Raw genomic sequence first — 14,586 nt, 5'->3', positions numbered from 1 at the left:
TGCCAGCCCCCGAAGGGGCTGGCGGGGTGCTCGCCTGAGCTCTGACACACTGGCGGGCGGGGTGGTGCAAGGCTCTGACCCCTTGCACCGGTGCCTGGCGAGGCTCTGACCCCTCGCCAGGCGCACGACGCTCGATGCCGACACAGCACGTGGAAACATTGAGTCGCCGTAGCCGGAATAGTAGGGGATGCCCTGGTGCTCTGGCTATGTCGTTAAACGGCGGTTTTAGGTAGTACACCGCGCCGGGGACTCTGACCCCTGGCGCGGACGGGGTCGAGCGGGGCAACTCTGACTGCCCAGCTCGGCAGACACAGCACACAACAGCCGGCCCCACCTGGGGGCGGCTTGGGGTAGGTATGAGCCGACAAGATCTGCTGCCGGGCGCTGGCCCGGTACTCTCCCTGCGCCACGCGCTTTACCGCGCCGGGCGTGACCATCGGGGCGGCATTGGCGCCCTGGCCATCGATATGTTGTTGGACCCGGCGACGGGCTACGACACCCTCCAGAAGAAGCTCAACCCAACCGAGGAACGCCGCTGGCCGAACCCGGACGAGCTCGAAGACATCATCCGCCTGACCCAAGACCCGCGCCTGCTGGATGCGCTGATGCGCCCGGCCGGGGTGGTGTGGTTCAAGCCGGTGGCGGTGACGGCGACCAACGATGCCTTGAAGGCGATGGAGAAGCTGATGCGGCGCCAGGGTGAGTTTGTGGGCGGCGTGCACGACGGCGCGGCAGACAACCGCTGGCAGGCGCATGAGGTGGAGCTGCTGAAGCACCACGGGTATGAGGTGATCCGCAAGATTTTGGGGATCATCGCCGGCGCCGAGCAGGCAATGCTGGCCGGGGAGGATCGCCGCGATGGATGAACGCGTACTTGAAATGGCTGAGGCGGCGCAGCAAGAGCGCCTGCAGCAGGCCATCGACAACCGTGTGGTGTACCAGGGCGAGAGCGCGACCGAGTGCAAGAGCTGTGGTGACGACATTCCCGAAGCCCGGCGCCTTGCAGTGCCGGGTTGCCGTTTTTGCGTCTGCTGCCGAGGGGTAAGGGAGGTGCGCGGTGAATAACCATGACTACAAGGCATCTTTCGATGCGCTCAAGTACGACATGGCAACCATCGTCGCCATGCTGGGCTTCCAAACCTACCCTGGAATTGACCCTGTGCTGCGCCGGCTCAGTGAGCTGCTGTTGAGTTACGAGCTGGCCGTTGATGCGCGGGGTGTTCAGGCCTCCAGCCACCCGGCTCTGATCGCCCTGGATAAGCAGTGCCGCGACGACGTTGCACGGGCGCTCGGGCTGACGCCGACCGCTGATCGCGGTTTTGCCTGGAGCCTGCTGCTGGATCGGGTTAAGGGGATCAAGGCTGATCTGGCTGCGGCCCCGAAAGACTACGTGCCGCTAAACGAGGCCTTGCAGGCTGCCTGCGGAAAGCTGCCAGAGGGCTGGAGGATAGAGCTGCACATCGAGCGTGATGGCGGTGGGGTTGAACTCTACAACGCTCAGGGCGTTGAGGTTGATTTCCCAAGCGACCATGGGCGCCTCGATTACACCGTCAACGATGCACTCGAAGCTGCATTGGCAGGGGGTGAAGCGTGAACCGCCCAGCCCTGCGCGCCCATCTGCGCGCCAAAGTGAATCGTGCCGCCCAGCGCCTGCGTGAACTGCACGCGATGCGCGACTGGGAGGGCATCAAGGTCGCCCTGCAGGCCTACTGGCAGGCCGCCAACGCATGGAGGGCGGTACTGTGAAGGAGCGTCCGATTCTGTTCAGCGCGCCGATGGTGCACGCGATTCTTGAGGGCCGTAAGACGGTGACGCGGCGGTTGATGAAGCCTCAGCCATCGCCCTGCGATGCGGATGACCAGCGTGGTGGGCACTTGTGGCCAAGTCGCGAGCATCAAACCATGCTGCATGTGCAGGAAGAGTTGCAGCAGTGGACTGGCCTCGCTGGGCATGCCTGTCCATATGGTGAGCCAGGCGAACGACTATGGGTGCGCGAGACCTGGTCTGATGTAAATCTGCAGGGTGCGCCGGGCATTGCCTATCGTGCTGATGATGAAGTCCGCGATTTGATGGAAGACAAGAGCTTTCTGGATGAGCGCGGTGCATTCAACTACGACGATCCCCGCTGCAAGCCATACCACTTCGCATGCTGGTCAGAAGATCTGCTCGCCGGAACCGAGGGGCGGTGGAGGCCAAGCATCCATATGCCTCGCTGGGTTTCCCGCATCCTGCTGGAGATCACCGCCGTGCGCGTCGAGCGCCTGCAGGACATCAGCGGCGACCAGGCAGAGGCAGAGGGCGTTGACGCCGCCATGTGCAGGCAGTTCCTCGAAACCTCGCCTAGCCGGTTCGAGTGCAAAGAGGCGGTGATTCATGGTTTCGCTGGCCTGTGGGCATCGATCAACGGCAATGAGTCCTGGCACGCCAACCCCTGGGTCTGGGTCGTCGAGTTCAAGCGGGTGGAGCAGAGCGCATGACGCAAGCGAACACCCCAAGCAATATCGCCGCCTGGGCGCGCCGCTATATCGAGGCCTTCGGGCTGGCCCTGGTGAAGATCGAGCCCGGCCAGAAGGCGCCAAAGGGCAACGGTTGGAACAAGCCGGGTGGCTACTTCACCGATGCCGACAAGGCCGAAGACTTCTGGACGAAGAACCCCAATCACAACATGGGCGTGGTGCTCGGGCCGAGCCGCGTTTGTTCGCTGGACGTCGACCACGTCGAGTACACGCGGCACGTGCTGCTGCACGTGCTCGACCTGCACCTTGATGACTTGGCGGCGGTGTACCCGACGCTGGTGGGCAACCCGGCGCGCTTCCGCCTGATGTTCCGCGTGCCGGATGGCGTGGAGCTGAGCCGGCATTCCCTGGTATGGCCCAACCCGCTTGATCCGGACGGCAGCAAGCACAAGCTGGCCACGGCGGCATTGAAACAGGCTGAGGCGACCGGCAATGCCGAGCTGACCGCGACGATGCGCGAGCGGCAGAAGGAACTGGCACCGGTGACGGTGTTCGAGCTGCGCGGCGGCCTGGTGCAGGACGTGTTGCCGCCCTCGATCCACCCGGACACCGGCAAGCCATATTTCTGGCGCACCAAGCCGTCAGCAGATGGCCTGCCGGAGCTTCCGCGCGAACTGCTGAGCATCTGGAACAACTGGGAGATCTTCAAGCCGCTGGGGCAGGGTGCCTGCGAGTGGGCGCCCGCACCGAAAGAGCGGCCGGCACCCAAGGCGAAGACGAACCGGCCGGCGACTACTGGCGCAAGCGGTAGCACGGATGTGGTGGGCGCCTATAACGACGCGAACGACGTCGAGCAGCTGCTGGCGGCGCACGGTTACAAGCGGCGCGGCAAGAAGTGGCTCTACCCGGGCAGCACCACGGGGCTGGCGGGTGTGACGGTGGTGGACGGCAAGGTGTATTCGCACCACGGTGCCGACCCGCTGGCGAACGGGCATATGAACGACGCCTTTGACGTGTTCTGCCTGCTCGAGCATGACGGTGATCAGAAGGCGGCGACCAAGGCGGCCGCCAAGGCGCTGGGCATCGACCATGCGAGCCAGCGCAAAAAGAACAACGTCGGCACGCCGCCGAATGCCAAGGGCGAGGCGGGTAGCCAGCCTGCGCCTGGTGATGATGGCGGCAGCTCGGCCAATGAGTCGGGCGACCTTCCCCCCGCCCCATCTGAGTCGGATAGCGCCGCGCCGGCCGGCAGCACCACTACAGGGGGGGCGGGGGGTGCTTTCCATATCCAGGGGCTGCTCCGGCGCTACGCGCTGATCGTCGGCACCACGCAGGCGTGGGATCTGGATAACGGCAGGCGCATCAAGAAGGCCGCATTCCAGGCGCTGATCGGCAAGGATCTGTTCAAGCAGTGGGATGCCGAGACGGACCCGAAGCGCAAGAAGACGGTTGGTGAGGATTGGGTCAAGGATATCGAGCGCGCCCAGGCGCTGGCGGGCAAGGCGGTTGGCGATCTGAAAATGCCGATGCTGACGCGCTACGTGTACATCGACGGCACCAAAGACGTGTGGGACTACGCGAAAAAGCGGCGCGTGGCTGAGGGCGCGGTGAAGATGGCCCTGGGCGATGCCTACAGCCTGTGGCTGAACAGCCCGGAGCGGCGCGTGGTGGATATGAACCATATCGTCTTCGACCCGACGATGAGTCATGACCCTGAGGTGTACATCAACACCTATGAGGGTCTGCCGCTGAAGCCTGAGCGCGATGATGCGAAGTGCGAGAACCTGATCTGGCTGATCGGCTTTCTGTGTAACCACGCTGAGGATGCGACGGACTGGCTGTGCCGCTGGCTGGCGTACCCGTTGCAGCACAGCGGGGCAAAAATGGACACCGCGGTGCTGATGCACTCGACCACAGAGGGCTCAGGCAAGAGTCTGTTGTTCTCGGTGGTGATGGGGATGCTGTACGGGCAGTACTCGGCGACGGTCGGGCAGACGCAGCTGGAAGGTTCGTTCAACGCCTGGCAGAGCGGCAAGCTGTGGGCGGTGTTCGAGGAGGTTGTGAGCCGCGATCAGAAGTACAACCAGGTGGGAAAGATCAAGCAGCTGATCACCGGGCAGACGGTGCGCATCGAGAGCAAGTTCGTGAACGGTTGGGAGGAAGCCAGCCACATGAATGCGGTGTTTCTCTCGAACGAGATCGTGCCCTGGCCGATCAGCGACAGCGACCGCCGGTTTCTGGTGATGTGGCCAGAGGAGAAGCTGCCGGCGAAGCGGCAGATGGCGATCAAGCAGGAGCTGGCCAACGGGGGCGTCGAGGCGCTGTATGCCTGGCTGCTGGCGTATGACCTGGGTGATTTCGACGAGCAGACCAAGCCGCCCGTGACGCCGGCGCGTGAACGCCTGGTGGCATTGAGCCGTGCGCCTTGGCAGACGTTCGCCAACCTGTGGCGCCTGGGCGAGCTGGGCGAGGGGCTGTGGGGCGGGTGCTTGAGTTCGGACCTGTACGCGATGTTCGTGGAGTGGTGCCAGCGCAACGGCGAGCACCGCATGAGCCAGACGAAGTTCAGCCTGTTCATTGAAACGCTGGGCGTGGACAAGACGCGGGCGATCCCCTGGACGGATCGAAACACGCGGCGTTTTGCGGCGTTTCTGCTGCCGCGTGACGAAGCATCCTTCCTGCCACCATCCGTGAATGCGGCCGTGCTGGGCAAGCATGTCGAGGCCTGGCGGGCCAATGCGTTGAAGGCGGGCTGGAATGTGGAGGCGTGGGACCACGTCAAGGCGGCTGCAGCATGAGTACGCCTAAAAGTGTGTTGGGTGTGTTGGCGCTGTGTAGGGTTGATTTCGCAACCTTACACACTTTCAGCCCAGTAACGACGCGGGTTCTAGGCGAGTGTGTAAGGTGTGTAAGGTTTAAGCGCGTGCGCGCGCGTGTGCGAAAAAAAAATGCACGCTGTATCACCTATCTGACTGCCCTGAACCTTTCAAAATTTTCCTTACGCGAGGCTTTGAAAACCTTACACACCCTACACACCTTACACAGATGCTCTAAAGCCTTTGTTTTTATTGGAGTTTTTGTGTGTTGGGTGTGTGTAGGGTTGGCGGTTTTTGTGTTGGGTTGCGGTTTTGGCGCGAGGGACGGGCAATGATCGAGGCTATCGAGACGCTGTTGATGCATTGGGGCGAGCAGCTGGCCCAGAACGGCCTGGGGGGCGGATTGCCCAGCGCCATGGGCACTATCGTCGAGTTCGCCGGCTGTGCGCCGCGTGGTGGCGTGTACGGTGCCAAGCTGCTGGTGGCCGGCGCCGGGCCGGATTACGCGGCAGCTGAGGTGAACCAGGTGCTGTTCGCCATCGAGCGGCAGGAGGCCGGTGCCGCGCTGGTGCGACTGGCCTATGCGCGGTACCGCAACGAACCCCGGCTGACCATCGCCGAACAGGTGGATGCGCTGGAGTTGGGGCGGGGTGAGGCTGGGAGGCGGGCGTACTACCGGCAGGTAGGTGTGCTGCATGAGCGCCTGCAGACTGGACTGCTGGAACGCCAGGGCAAGCTGGCGGTGATGCGGCGGGAGGCACGTCGCGATGGCGAGCGGATGCGTAAGGCTTCGTCGCAACAGGCTGGTGCGGCGCACCGTGGGCGTGGGCGGGAGTTCGAGGCGGCGCAGGACGGGCAGGGTGCAATCGCTGCTCACAAGGCGCGCAAGGCTGCTGCCAAGGCTGTGGAAGCTGACCGCTCGTCGGGTGACTCGGCGCCATAAGGCGCCGGCAAGGTTCCGAAGGGCGCCGGCTGGAATAACCCATAATCGGGGCTTTTCGGTTTGTCACTCGGGGGGTAAAAAGTCACCACGATTCGATAGGTACGCCTAGCGAGCAACAGTGTGACGTGCTGTGTCACAAGCCGAGACCCGACTCGGATTCAGAGCCCCGCCTTGCGGGGCTTTGTCTTTTCTGGCTGACGCTACCTGGCAGGGGGCGGCAGCCGTTCCCGCGGCACGCGGGTTTTTTATTCTGGCCCTTGGCCGCCTGGGAGGGTTTATGAGCGAGCCGAGTGGTGTGGTGGCTGGCGGCCTGCTGGCCAGCTGGCTCGCTGCTGGTTTCATGGCTGGTGTGGATGGCAATGCGGCCACCGGCGCACTGTGCGGGGCGTTGGTGTTCGTGATCGCCCGACCCGACCTGAAGGTCATTCCACGAGTGCTGTTGTTTCTGGTCAGCCTGGTGATGGGCTACCAGTTCAGCCCGGCACTCGGTGAGCTTGAGCTGTGGGGCATCCGCCCATTCACCTATTCCGGGCCTGCTGCGTTCGCCGCTGCTGCGCTGGTCGTCGGCCTGACGATGGCTGCGATCAGAAAGCGCGTCGCGCCGTCGGCCCCTGGGGGAATCGATGGCTAGTGTGATCCTGACCCATGCGCTGCTGATGCTGTGCGGCGCCATCTTTGTTCGGCTGTTCACGTTCCGGCGGGGCGCGCTGCGCTTCAGCCGGCTCAAGTCGTGTGGTGCTTGGCTGGTGATGGTCTGCGCCGGGGTTGCGGTGATCCACATCCTGCGGGGTGATCTTGTGCTGGAGCCAGCAGCGTGGCCGCTGGTGGTTCTGGTGGCGGTGTTCGCCTGGGCCATCTGGCGAGCGGGCGGCAACCTCGCCGGCGTGCTGCGCGCTGATGAACCTGTGTGGTCAGGGGTTGAGCGGCGTCGGGATGGGGGCCGGTGAGTGCGGGTCCTTCCTGGCACCCCTTCGCCATGCGGAGGCGTAGACCGCGATCTTTTTGCAGATAGACGGGTGCATAGGGGGTTCCGCTTCCGGGCCTGTCTATTCCGGGCCTTTGGAGTTGCTCATGCCTTCACAGAAAGAGATTGCCCAGCACTTGGACATGAGCGAGCGCAACTGCCGCGACGTGCTCAAGGCGCTGGGCATCGACTGGAGCGAGTCGAGCCTCGACGAGATCCGAACCGCCTACATCCGCGACCTGCGCGAGAAGGCCGCAGGGCGTGGTGGCAGCCAGGTCGAGCAGCTCAACCACGCACGCATCGAAGAATCCACGGTCAAGGCTGCCAATGGGCGGCTGACCTACCACGAGAAACTGGGAACGCTGGTACCGGCCGCAGACGCTGCGTCGGCTTTGAAGGACTGGGCAGGCTTCGCCAACCGTGAGTATCAGGGCGGTGTCGAAAAGATCGTCCAGCAGATCGAGGCTGAGCACCAGGTGACGGTCGACCGCGACGGGGTGAACCGCATTGCTGGATCTACAATCAGCCGAATTGGCGGCTATGCGGATAAACTTGGCCGTCGTATTGCTGGACGCGGCCCAGCAATTCAATCCCCCCAAGGATCAGCCGACGGCTGAGTACATCGAGAACGAGTTCTACCTGCCGGCCGAAGCCGGCGTGCTGCACGGTCTCTACGAGTTCTACTACACCCCGTACTTCCTGGGCGTAGCCGCGGCTCTCGACCATCCCGACGTCAAAGAAATCGACCTCATGAAGGCAGCCCAGATCGGCTGGACGTACTTCATGATCGCCGTGCTGTTCAAGCGCATCACTGGTCGGCCAATGCCGATCATGGTGCTGTTCGCCAAAGAGGGCGACGGCAAGGCATTCCACGACGAGAAGCTGGTACCGGCCATTCGCGCGAACGAAGCGGTTGGCCGGCTGGTCGACGTGGAGACCGCGAAGAAGTCCGGCAACCGTTGGAACCACAAGGGATTCCCGGGCGGCTTCCTCAAACTGGTTGCGTCCAACTCGCCCGGTAACGTGAAGTCGACGTCGAGCGTCGGCCTGGCCGTGGTGGAGGAGCCGGACGACACCAGCGACGACGTGAAGGGTCAGGGCGATGCCATCGGCCTGCTCGAGGAGCGCGTCAAGCGCTACCCAGGATCGAAAACGGTTGTCGGCGGTACGCCTTCGCTCAAGGGCCTCTCGAAAACCGAGCAACGCCTCAAACAGACTGATCAACGTGTGCTGCCGATCTATTGCCACGGCTGTGGCGAAGCGCACGTGCTGGACTTCGAGCACATCACGTACCTCAGCGGTGACCCGGATAAAGGCGACGTGCCGCATGAGGTCTACGGCTACGCCAAGCCGGAAACGGCGAAGTACGGCTGCCCCCACTGCGGGGAGATGTGGGACGACAACCAGCGCAAAGAGAACATCCGCCGTACGGTCTATGAGGCTGTCGAACGGGGTGACCCGATGTGCGGTTGGGTTGCTACGGCGCCGTTCTATGGCAAAGCCGGGTTCATGGAGCTCAGCGAGCTCTACGCCTGCCTGCCGGGCACCTCGCTGGCTGACCTGGTGCGCGAACAGCTTGCCGCTGAAAAGCTGGCCGATGCCGGCGACCCGAAGCAGCTGATCAAGTTCGTCAACCAGAAGCAGGGGCGGCCTTACGAGTACCGCAGCGATCTGCCCGAGGCCGACAAACTGCGGGAGCGCTGCGAGGAGTACCGCGAACTGGTTGTGCCCGGCGGCGGCTTGATACTGTTCCTCACCGTCGACGTTCAGCATGACCGGATTGCCTTGATCCTTCGGGCCTGGGGGCGTGGCGAGGAAAGTTGGCTGGTGCTGTGGACGGAGATCGCTGCGCAAAGCGGCACCTCCGACAAAACCGACCCGGTATGGACGGAGCTTGACCGCATTCTGTTCGGCACCTACGCGCACGCCAAGGGTTACCGACTGCATGTCAGTGCGGCCAGCATCGACTCGTCGGACGGGCAAACCAACGACGCCGTGTATCACTACGTGCGTACGCGCAAGAAGCGCTTCGCCAAGCTGCTGGCCATCAAGGGCAGCACCAATGTCGATGCCGAGATCCTCACGGCGCCGCGCAAGATCGACCTGAACACCACCAGTACCAAAGCCTCGCGCTACGGCTTGCAGGTGTACATGGTCGGCGGCACCAAAGCGAAAGACCTGCTCTTCGAGCGCCTGAAGCTTGCGGGCAGTGGCCCAGGCCGCATGCATGCCTACAAGGGTGTTCGCGCGGACTACTTCGACCAGCTACTGGCCGAGGTCAAGGCGCCCAGCCGCAAGCATGGCGGCAAGAAGGTCTACCAGAAGAAGGCCGGCGCGGCCAACGAAGCACTGGACTGCGAGCAGTACCAGATTCACCTGGCGCGCTACATGCGCTTGCACCTGAAGAAGCCTCAGGACTGGGACGACATCGAGGCTCGCTTGATGCAGGCCGACCTGCTGGCCGAGGCGGACGAACAGGTGCCAGTGACTGCAGAGCCAGGTGCAATTCAACCCGCTGCTGCCAAGCCGGCAGTCAGCCTGGCCGACCTCGGCCGGATGATGAACGGAGACGACTGATGGCCACCCTGCAGCAACTCAATGAGGCACGCGAAGCGCTGCACCTGCTCATCACTGGGCAGAGCACGGTGCGCGTGCAGCGTGACGGCAAGATGGTCGAGTTCACTCCGGCCAACCGGCGCGACCTTGAAAACTACATCACCCAACTGGAGGGCCAGCTGGGCGTCGGCGCGCAAGCCCGCCGCCGGCCGGCACGTGTGATCGCATGAGTAAGGTTCAGATCCTGGCGCCCAACGGGTTGCCAGCCCGCGAGCAGCTCAGCACATGGCAGGGGGCGGGTGTTGGTTTTGGTGGCCAGCTGGAGCGCTGGCAGCCGCGCCTGCAGACGATAGACGCCGCATTGCTGCCCAACCTCAAGCTGGGCAATGCACGTGCCGAGGATGTCACCCGTAACAACGCTTTTGCCGCCAACGGCGTGCAGATGCACATCGATAACATCGTCGGCCACCTGTTCCGCCTCAGCTACAAGCCCCGCTGGCGTTTGCTCGGCATCAGCGATGCTGACGCCCGCGCATTCGCGCAGGATGTCGAGGCCTGGTGGTACGAGTACGCTGAAGATCCAGTTGGTTGCTGGCTCGATGTGGAGCGCAAGCGCACCGCGACCATGATGGTGCGCGAGGCTGTCGGTACCCACACGAAACTTGGCGAGGTATCTGCCGCTGCTGAATGGGTCGAGCGTCGGGGCACGCCGATGCGTACCGCCGTGCGGATGGTCAGCCCCAAGCGCATCGGCAACCCTGGCGACCGTGGCGACACTGCCAACATGCGTGCGGGTGTCGAGTTCGACCGCAACGGTGTGGCGATCGCCTATCACATCCGCCAGCTGGCATCGGGCGGTCTGGGCCTTGGCACTGGCTTCGGCGGGGAGTGGCGGCGCGTAGAACGCGAGGCGGCCAACGGGCGCATCAAGTTCATCCACGTGTTCGAGCCCAGCGAGGACGGCCAGGCCCGTGGTGCCAACCAGTTCCTCACAGTGCTGGAGCAGAGCCACATGCTGCCCAAGCTGCAGCACACCAAGTTGCAGAACGCCATCGTTAACGCCATGTATGCGGCGACCATCGAGAGCGAACTGGGCAACGATGCCGCCCTGGAGCTGATCGGCGCTGGCGATGAGAGCGTCGAGAAAATCGCCAAGTACATGATGGCGGTGAACAGCTTCAACAGCGGCAGCAAGCTCTCCATGAACGGGGTGAAGATCCCGCACCTGTGGCCGGGGGAAAAGCTGCACCTGCAGACCAGCGGCAACGTGGACAACGGCTTCGCCGACTTCGAGTCGAGCATCCTGCGCTGGATGGCGGCGGGTTTGAACCTGCCGTATGAACCTTTCGCCCGCGACTACCGGCAGAGCACCTACAGCAGCGCCCGCGCCTCGATGATGGAGGGTTGGCGTTACTACATGGGGCGCCGCAAGGTCATCGCCGCGCGCTTTGCCACGCACCTGTTCGTGCTGGCGTTCGAGGAGGCCCTGCAGCGGCGCCTGCTGACGCTGCCACGTAAAGCCACCCGTGGCTTCTACGAGGCGCGCGCGTCGTGGTGCAACTGCGAATGGATCGGCGCCGGCCGCTTGGCCATCGACGGGCTCAAGGAAGTGAAGGAGGCGGTGTTACGCATCGAGTCCGGCCTGAGCACCTACGAGAAGGAGCTCGCCCTGCTGGGTGAGGACTACCAGGAAACCTTCGCGCAGCAAGTGCGTGAGATGAACGAGCGCCGCGAGGCAGGCCTGCCGCCACCCAGCTGGATGCAAGCCCAGGCATTGGCGCCGGAACAACCCGAGCCCACCGAATAGGACGCCCCATGAACTATCCGCAAATCGCCAGCCGGGTGTTGAACACACCCCTGTTGCTGGAGCCGGCCTATGCGCGCGTGTTCTTCAGCGCGCTCGGCAGCCGGCTGAACATCACCGAGCTGAAGGACGAGCAGGGCGCCATCGACATGGGCCAGAAGCTGCGTGTGGATGCCCGCACCTACAACAAAACGCGCACCAACAGCTGGGGCTTCGAAGAGATCCTGTTCCAGGTTGTTGACGGCATTGCCCTGCTGGATGTGAAGGGCACCCTGGCGCACAAGTCCGGTTACCTCAAGCCTTACAGCGGCATGACTGGCTATGACGGCATCATCAATCGCTTCGCGATGATGCTGGCCGAGAGCGACGTCAAAGGCGTGCTGATGGACATGCACACGCCAGGCGGCGAGGTGTCCGGCTGCTTCGACACCGCCGACCGCCTGCGGCAACTGGCCCAGCAGGCTGGCAAGCCACTTTGGGCCATGGCCTGCGACTCGGCCTGCTCTGCTGGCATGGCACTGGCAAGCGCGGCCGACCGACGGCTGATCACCCAAACCGGCTATGTCGGTTCGGTCGGCGTGGTGATGGCTCACGCCAGCTACGAAAACTACCTGGAGCAGGAGGGCATCAAGGTCACGCTCATTCACTCCGGGGCGCGCAAGGTCGACGGCAACCCCTACGAGGATCTGCCCGAGGAAGTGCTGAGCCGCTTCCAGACCGACACCGACGCGCTACGCCAACAGTTCGCCGAGCTGGTTGCCCGCAACCTGGGTATTTCCAGTGAGGCGGTGCTGGCCACCGAAGCTGCGGTGTTCCGCGGCCAGGCGGCAATTGATGTCGGCTTTGCCGATGCCTTGGTCAACGGTCATGAGGCCGTCGCCGAGTTTTCTGAATACCTGTCCACCCCGGGCAGGGTGACAACCCTAGGAGTCAAACGCATGGCTGGAGATAACCCCGCGCCGACTGCCGAAGCTGCACCGCCTGCCCAGGCGGCCAGCCCGGCCCCGGCCACCATCGACGCCGCTGCAACCGCCAGTGCCGAGCGCACGCGCGTGCAGGGCATCCTGCAGCACGCCGAAGCCGAAGGCCGCGGCAAGCTCGCCAACCACCTGGCCTTCAACACCTCGATGAGCGTGGATGAAGCCGGCACCATGTTGGCAGCAGCTGAGAAAGAGCAGGGCGCCACCCTCGATGCCAGCACCGCGCTGGACAAGATGATGGCCAACGAAGAACAGCCGAACCTCACCTCTGGTGGCGGTGACGCAAAACCCAACCAGGCCCAAGCCATCGTCGGCAACTGGGCCAAAGCCACGGGAGCGAAAGTCTGATGGCCACCGTACAGCAGCCCGTCGATAACTGGGTGACCGGTTCCGACTCGTACCAGACCACGTTGGTGACGATCCTCTCTGGCCAGAACCTGCCTGAGAAGAAGCCACTGGGCGTGGTATCCGCCAGCGGCAAAGTCGTTGCCTGGGACCCAGCCGGCGATGACGGCCGTGAAGTGGCCGTTTACATCACCGCCTACGCGGTCGATGCCACTGGCGGCGACCAGCAGGCGCAGGTGATCAAAACCGGCACCTTCAACCCCGAGCAGGTTGCTTGGCCTGTTGGTACCACTGACGCGCAGAAGCTGGGCGCCTTCGTCGGCACGCCGATCAGCCTGCAGCTGCCGGTTTAACGGCAACTACCCAACCTCATCAGGGCCGCAACAGCGGCCTTTATCATTTCAGGAGACTGAACATGGCCGCTGGCTACGATACGACCACCCTGTTGGGTGTGAAGGAACTTCTGCCGAAGTTCACCCCGCTGTTCCTGCAGATGTTCTTCCCAACTGCCGCCACCTTCGACACCGAAGAAGTGGCCTTCGACAAAATCAAGAAGGATCGCCGCCTGGCTCCCTTCGTTTCCCCACTGGTCTCCGGCCGCGCGCGGCGCGAGCGTGGCGGCTTCCTCACCACCATGAAGCCGGCCTACATCAAGGAAACCGATGTGGTGCGCCCGACCCGCCTGCTCAAGCGTCGCCTGGGCGAAGCGCTGAATGGCGAAATGAGCCCGGCACAGCGTCATGACGCGGTCGTGGCGGACATCCTCGTCGAGCAGGAGGAGAACATCGTCGCCCGCGAAGAGTGGATGGCGGTGGAGGCCATCCTCTACGGCAAGGTCACCATGGAAGGCCCCGACCACCCGCCGGTCGAGGTGGACTACGGTCGCAACCCGGACAACCAGATTGTCCTGGCTGGTGCCGCGAAGTGGGACACCGTAGACCCGGAAACCTACGACCCCACCGACGATATCGAAGACTGGGCGGCGCTCACCACCGGTTCTGCTGGTGTGCTGATGATGGGTAAAGGTGCCTGGCGTCTGTTCTCCCGCTTCAAGGCGGTGAAGGAGAAGCTCGACACCCGCCGTGGCAGCACCAGCCAGTTGGAGCTCGGCCCGCAGCTGGAGAAGGAAGTCATGCGCAAGGGCTTCTTCGGTGAGTACGAAATCATCGTCTACACCGGCAAGTACACCAACGACGAAGGGCAGAAGGTCAACTTCATGCCCGAGTACGGTGTGCTTGTGGCGCCCGCCATGGCAGACAACGTGATGGCCTACGGCGGCATTCAGGATGCCAAGGCCAACGCCAACGGCATCGCGGCTGCTGAGCGCTACCCGTCCAACTGGTTCACCGACAACCCCAGTGTCGAGTGGCTGCAAACGCAGACCGCCCCGGTGCCGGTGCTGTTCGACGCCGACGAGTTCACCTTCGTCCTGGTCGCCTGATCAGGCTTCAGCCACTGAGGCGCGCTGCGGCGCGCCTGCAGGAGAAAGCACATGGCAAAGCAATACATCGTGAAAACCACCATCCATGGCATCCCCAAGGCGGGTGGCAAGAAGGTCGTTATCAAAAGCTCGCCCGAGCCGCAGGACGTGCCGGCGGCGCTGGTAAAGGAGCTGCTCGACCGTGGTGTGATCGAGGAGGCCGGCGTCACCGCGAAAGCCAAGCCCGATGCTGACAACACTCAGCAGGATGGCACCGGCGACGACAACTCGGGCGACTGACC

The 14,586-nt window shown here is 63.6% G+C and carries 17 protein-coding genes; all 17 read left to right on the top strand.

Translation table 11 applies throughout. The features are described from left to right. Positions 1 to 356 precede the first annotated feature (356 nt). Positions 357 to 866 (top strand): phage regulatory CII family protein, encoded by a 510-nt coding sequence (locus tag BLR77_RS21705; protein WP_074681717.1) that lies wholly within the window; start codon positions 357 to 359, stop codon positions 864 to 866. Next, positions 859 to 1,065, top strand: a complete 207-nt coding sequence (locus BLR77_RS21700; protein ID WP_139203068.1) for a TraR/DksA C4-type zinc finger protein — start codon at positions 859 to 861, stop codon at positions 1,063 to 1,065. Before BLR77_RS21705 ends, BLR77_RS21700 begins: the two co-directional genes overlap by 8 nt. Next, positions 1,058 to 1,594, top strand: a complete 537-nt coding sequence (locus BLR77_RS21695; protein ID WP_074681715.1) for a hypothetical protein — start codon at positions 1,058 to 1,060, stop codon at positions 1,592 to 1,594. The genes BLR77_RS21700 and BLR77_RS21695 overlap by 8 nt, the downstream gene beginning before the upstream one ends. Next, entirely contained in the window at positions 1,591 to 1,746 is a 156-nt protein-coding gene (locus tag BLR77_RS25515; protein WP_156085554.1) for a hypothetical protein, read from the top strand. The genes BLR77_RS21695 and BLR77_RS25515 overlap by 4 nt, the downstream gene beginning before the upstream one ends. Continuing rightward, the gene (locus tag BLR77_RS21690; RefSeq protein ID WP_202907458.1) at positions 1,728 to 2,477 is read left to right on the top strand and encodes an ASCH domain-containing protein; all 750 of its coding nucleotides are present in this window, start codon (positions 1,728 to 1,730) and stop codon (positions 2,475 to 2,477) included. Before BLR77_RS25515 ends, BLR77_RS21690 begins: the two co-directional genes overlap by 19 nt. Further along, the gene (locus BLR77_RS21685; RefSeq protein ID WP_074681711.1) at positions 2,474 to 5,254 is read left to right on the top strand and encodes a bifunctional DNA primase/polymerase; all 2,781 of its coding nucleotides are present in this window, start codon (positions 2,474 to 2,476) and stop codon (positions 5,252 to 5,254) included. Before BLR77_RS21690 ends, BLR77_RS21685 begins: the two co-directional genes overlap by 4 nt. A 349-nt stretch (positions 5,255 to 5,603) precedes the next feature. Continuing rightward, entirely contained in the window at positions 5,604 to 6,215 is a 612-nt protein-coding gene (locus BLR77_RS21680) for a hypothetical protein (protein ID WP_074681709.1), read from the top strand. A 277-nt stretch (positions 6,216 to 6,492) separates the two neighbouring features. After that, positions 6,493 to 6,846, top strand: a complete 354-nt coding sequence (locus tag BLR77_RS21675) for a putative holin (protein ID WP_074681707.1) — start codon at positions 6,493 to 6,495, stop codon at positions 6,844 to 6,846. After that, entirely contained in the window at positions 6,839 to 7,162 is a 324-nt protein-coding gene (locus tag BLR77_RS21670; RefSeq protein ID WP_074681705.1) for a phage holin family protein, read from the top strand. The genes BLR77_RS21675 and BLR77_RS21670 overlap by 8 nt, the downstream gene beginning before the upstream one ends. Before the next feature lie 124 nt (positions 7,163 to 7,286). Continuing rightward, a complete protein-coding gene (locus BLR77_RS21665; protein WP_074681703.1) occupies positions 7,287 to 7,796 on the top strand; it encodes a hypothetical protein in 510 nt (169 codons plus the stop codon). Continuing rightward, on the top strand, positions 7,732 to 9,756 hold the full coding sequence (locus BLR77_RS21660; RefSeq protein ID WP_202907457.1) for a phage terminase large subunit family protein: 2,025 nt from the start codon (positions 7,732 to 7,734) through the stop codon (positions 9,754 to 9,756). Before BLR77_RS21665 ends, BLR77_RS21660 begins: the two co-directional genes overlap by 65 nt. After that, the gene (gpW, locus tag BLR77_RS21655; protein WP_074681701.1) at positions 9,756 to 9,965 is read left to right on the top strand and encodes a gpW family head-tail joining protein; all 210 of its coding nucleotides are present in this window, start codon (positions 9,756 to 9,758) and stop codon (positions 9,963 to 9,965) included. Before BLR77_RS21660 ends, gpW begins: the two co-directional genes overlap by 1 nt. Further along, a complete protein-coding gene (locus tag BLR77_RS21650) occupies positions 9,962 to 11,542 on the top strand; it encodes a phage portal protein (protein WP_074681699.1) in 1,581 nt (526 codons plus the stop codon). Before gpW ends, BLR77_RS21650 begins: the two co-directional genes overlap by 4 nt. An 8-nt stretch (positions 11,543 to 11,550) precedes the next feature. Next, positions 11,551 to 12,867 (top strand): S49 family peptidase, encoded by a 1,317-nt coding sequence (locus BLR77_RS21645; RefSeq protein WP_074681697.1) that lies wholly within the window; start codon positions 11,551 to 11,553, stop codon positions 12,865 to 12,867. Next, the gene (locus BLR77_RS21640) at positions 12,867 to 13,217 is read left to right on the top strand and encodes a head decoration protein (protein ID WP_074681695.1); all 351 of its coding nucleotides are present in this window, start codon (positions 12,867 to 12,869) and stop codon (positions 13,215 to 13,217) included. Before BLR77_RS21645 ends, BLR77_RS21640 begins: the two co-directional genes overlap by 1 nt. Positions 13,218 to 13,279: 62 nt before the next feature. Beyond that, complete coding sequence (locus tag BLR77_RS21635; protein WP_074681693.1) at positions 13,280 to 14,305, top strand: major capsid protein; 1,026 nt, start codon at positions 13,280 to 13,282, stop codon at positions 14,303 to 14,305. A 51-nt stretch (positions 14,306 to 14,356) separates the two neighbouring features. After that, on the top strand, positions 14,357 to 14,584 hold the full coding sequence (locus BLR77_RS21630; protein ID WP_074681691.1) for a hypothetical protein: 228 nt from the start codon (positions 14,357 to 14,359) through the stop codon (positions 14,582 to 14,584). The last annotated feature ends 2 nt before the right edge of the window (positions 14,585 to 14,586 follow it).

Source organism: Ectopseudomonas alcaliphila (assembly GCF_900101755.1).
GTDB classification, from domain to species: Bacteria; Pseudomonadota; Gammaproteobacteria; order Pseudomonadales; family Pseudomonadaceae; genus Aquipseudomonas; species Aquipseudomonas alcaliphila.
This window is presented reverse-complemented; position numbering and strand designations above follow the sequence as displayed.

Bases quoted from the DNA above. Each gene is read 5' to 3' on its own strand.
- BLR77_RS21650 (WP_074681699.1), top strand. From the start codon at position 9,962: ATGAGTAAGGTTCAGATCCTGGCGCCCAACGGGTTGCCAGCCCGCGAG.
- BLR77_RS21690 (WP_202907458.1), top strand. From the start codon at position 1,728: ATGGAGGGCGGTACTGTGAAGGAGCGTCCGATTCTGTTCAGCGCGCCG.
- BLR77_RS21630 (WP_074681691.1), top strand. From the start codon at position 14,357: ATGGCAAAGCAATACATCGTGAAAACCACCATCCATGGCATCCCCAAG.
- BLR77_RS21675 (WP_074681707.1), top strand. From the start codon at position 6,493: ATGAGCGAGCCGAGTGGTGTGGTGGCTGGCGGCCTGCTGGCCAGCTGG.
- BLR77_RS21680 (WP_074681709.1), top strand. From the start codon at position 5,604: ATGATCGAGGCTATCGAGACGCTGTTGATGCATTGGGGCGAGCAGCTG.
- gpW (WP_074681701.1), top strand. From the start codon at position 9,756: ATGGCCACCCTGCAGCAACTCAATGAGGCACGCGAAGCGCTGCACCTG.
- BLR77_RS21665 (WP_074681703.1), top strand. From the start codon at position 7,287: ATGCCTTCACAGAAAGAGATTGCCCAGCACTTGGACATGAGCGAGCGC.
- BLR77_RS21705 (WP_074681717.1), top strand. From the start codon at position 357: ATGAGCCGACAAGATCTGCTGCCGGGCGCTGGCCCGGTACTCTCCCTG.
- BLR77_RS21685 (WP_074681711.1), top strand. From the start codon at position 2,474: ATGACGCAAGCGAACACCCCAAGCAATATCGCCGCCTGGGCGCGCCGC.
- BLR77_RS21670 (WP_074681705.1), top strand. From the start codon at position 6,839: ATGGCTAGTGTGATCCTGACCCATGCGCTGCTGATGCTGTGCGGCGCC.
- BLR77_RS21640 (WP_074681695.1), top strand. From the start codon at position 12,867: ATGGCCACCGTACAGCAGCCCGTCGATAACTGGGTGACCGGTTCCGAC.
- BLR77_RS21645 (WP_074681697.1), top strand. From the start codon at position 11,551: ATGAACTATCCGCAAATCGCCAGCCGGGTGTTGAACACACCCCTGTTG.
- BLR77_RS21635 (WP_074681693.1), top strand. From the start codon at position 13,280: ATGGCCGCTGGCTACGATACGACCACCCTGTTGGGTGTGAAGGAACTT.
- BLR77_RS21700 (WP_139203068.1), top strand. From the start codon at position 859: ATGGATGAACGCGTACTTGAAATGGCTGAGGCGGCGCAGCAAGAGCGC.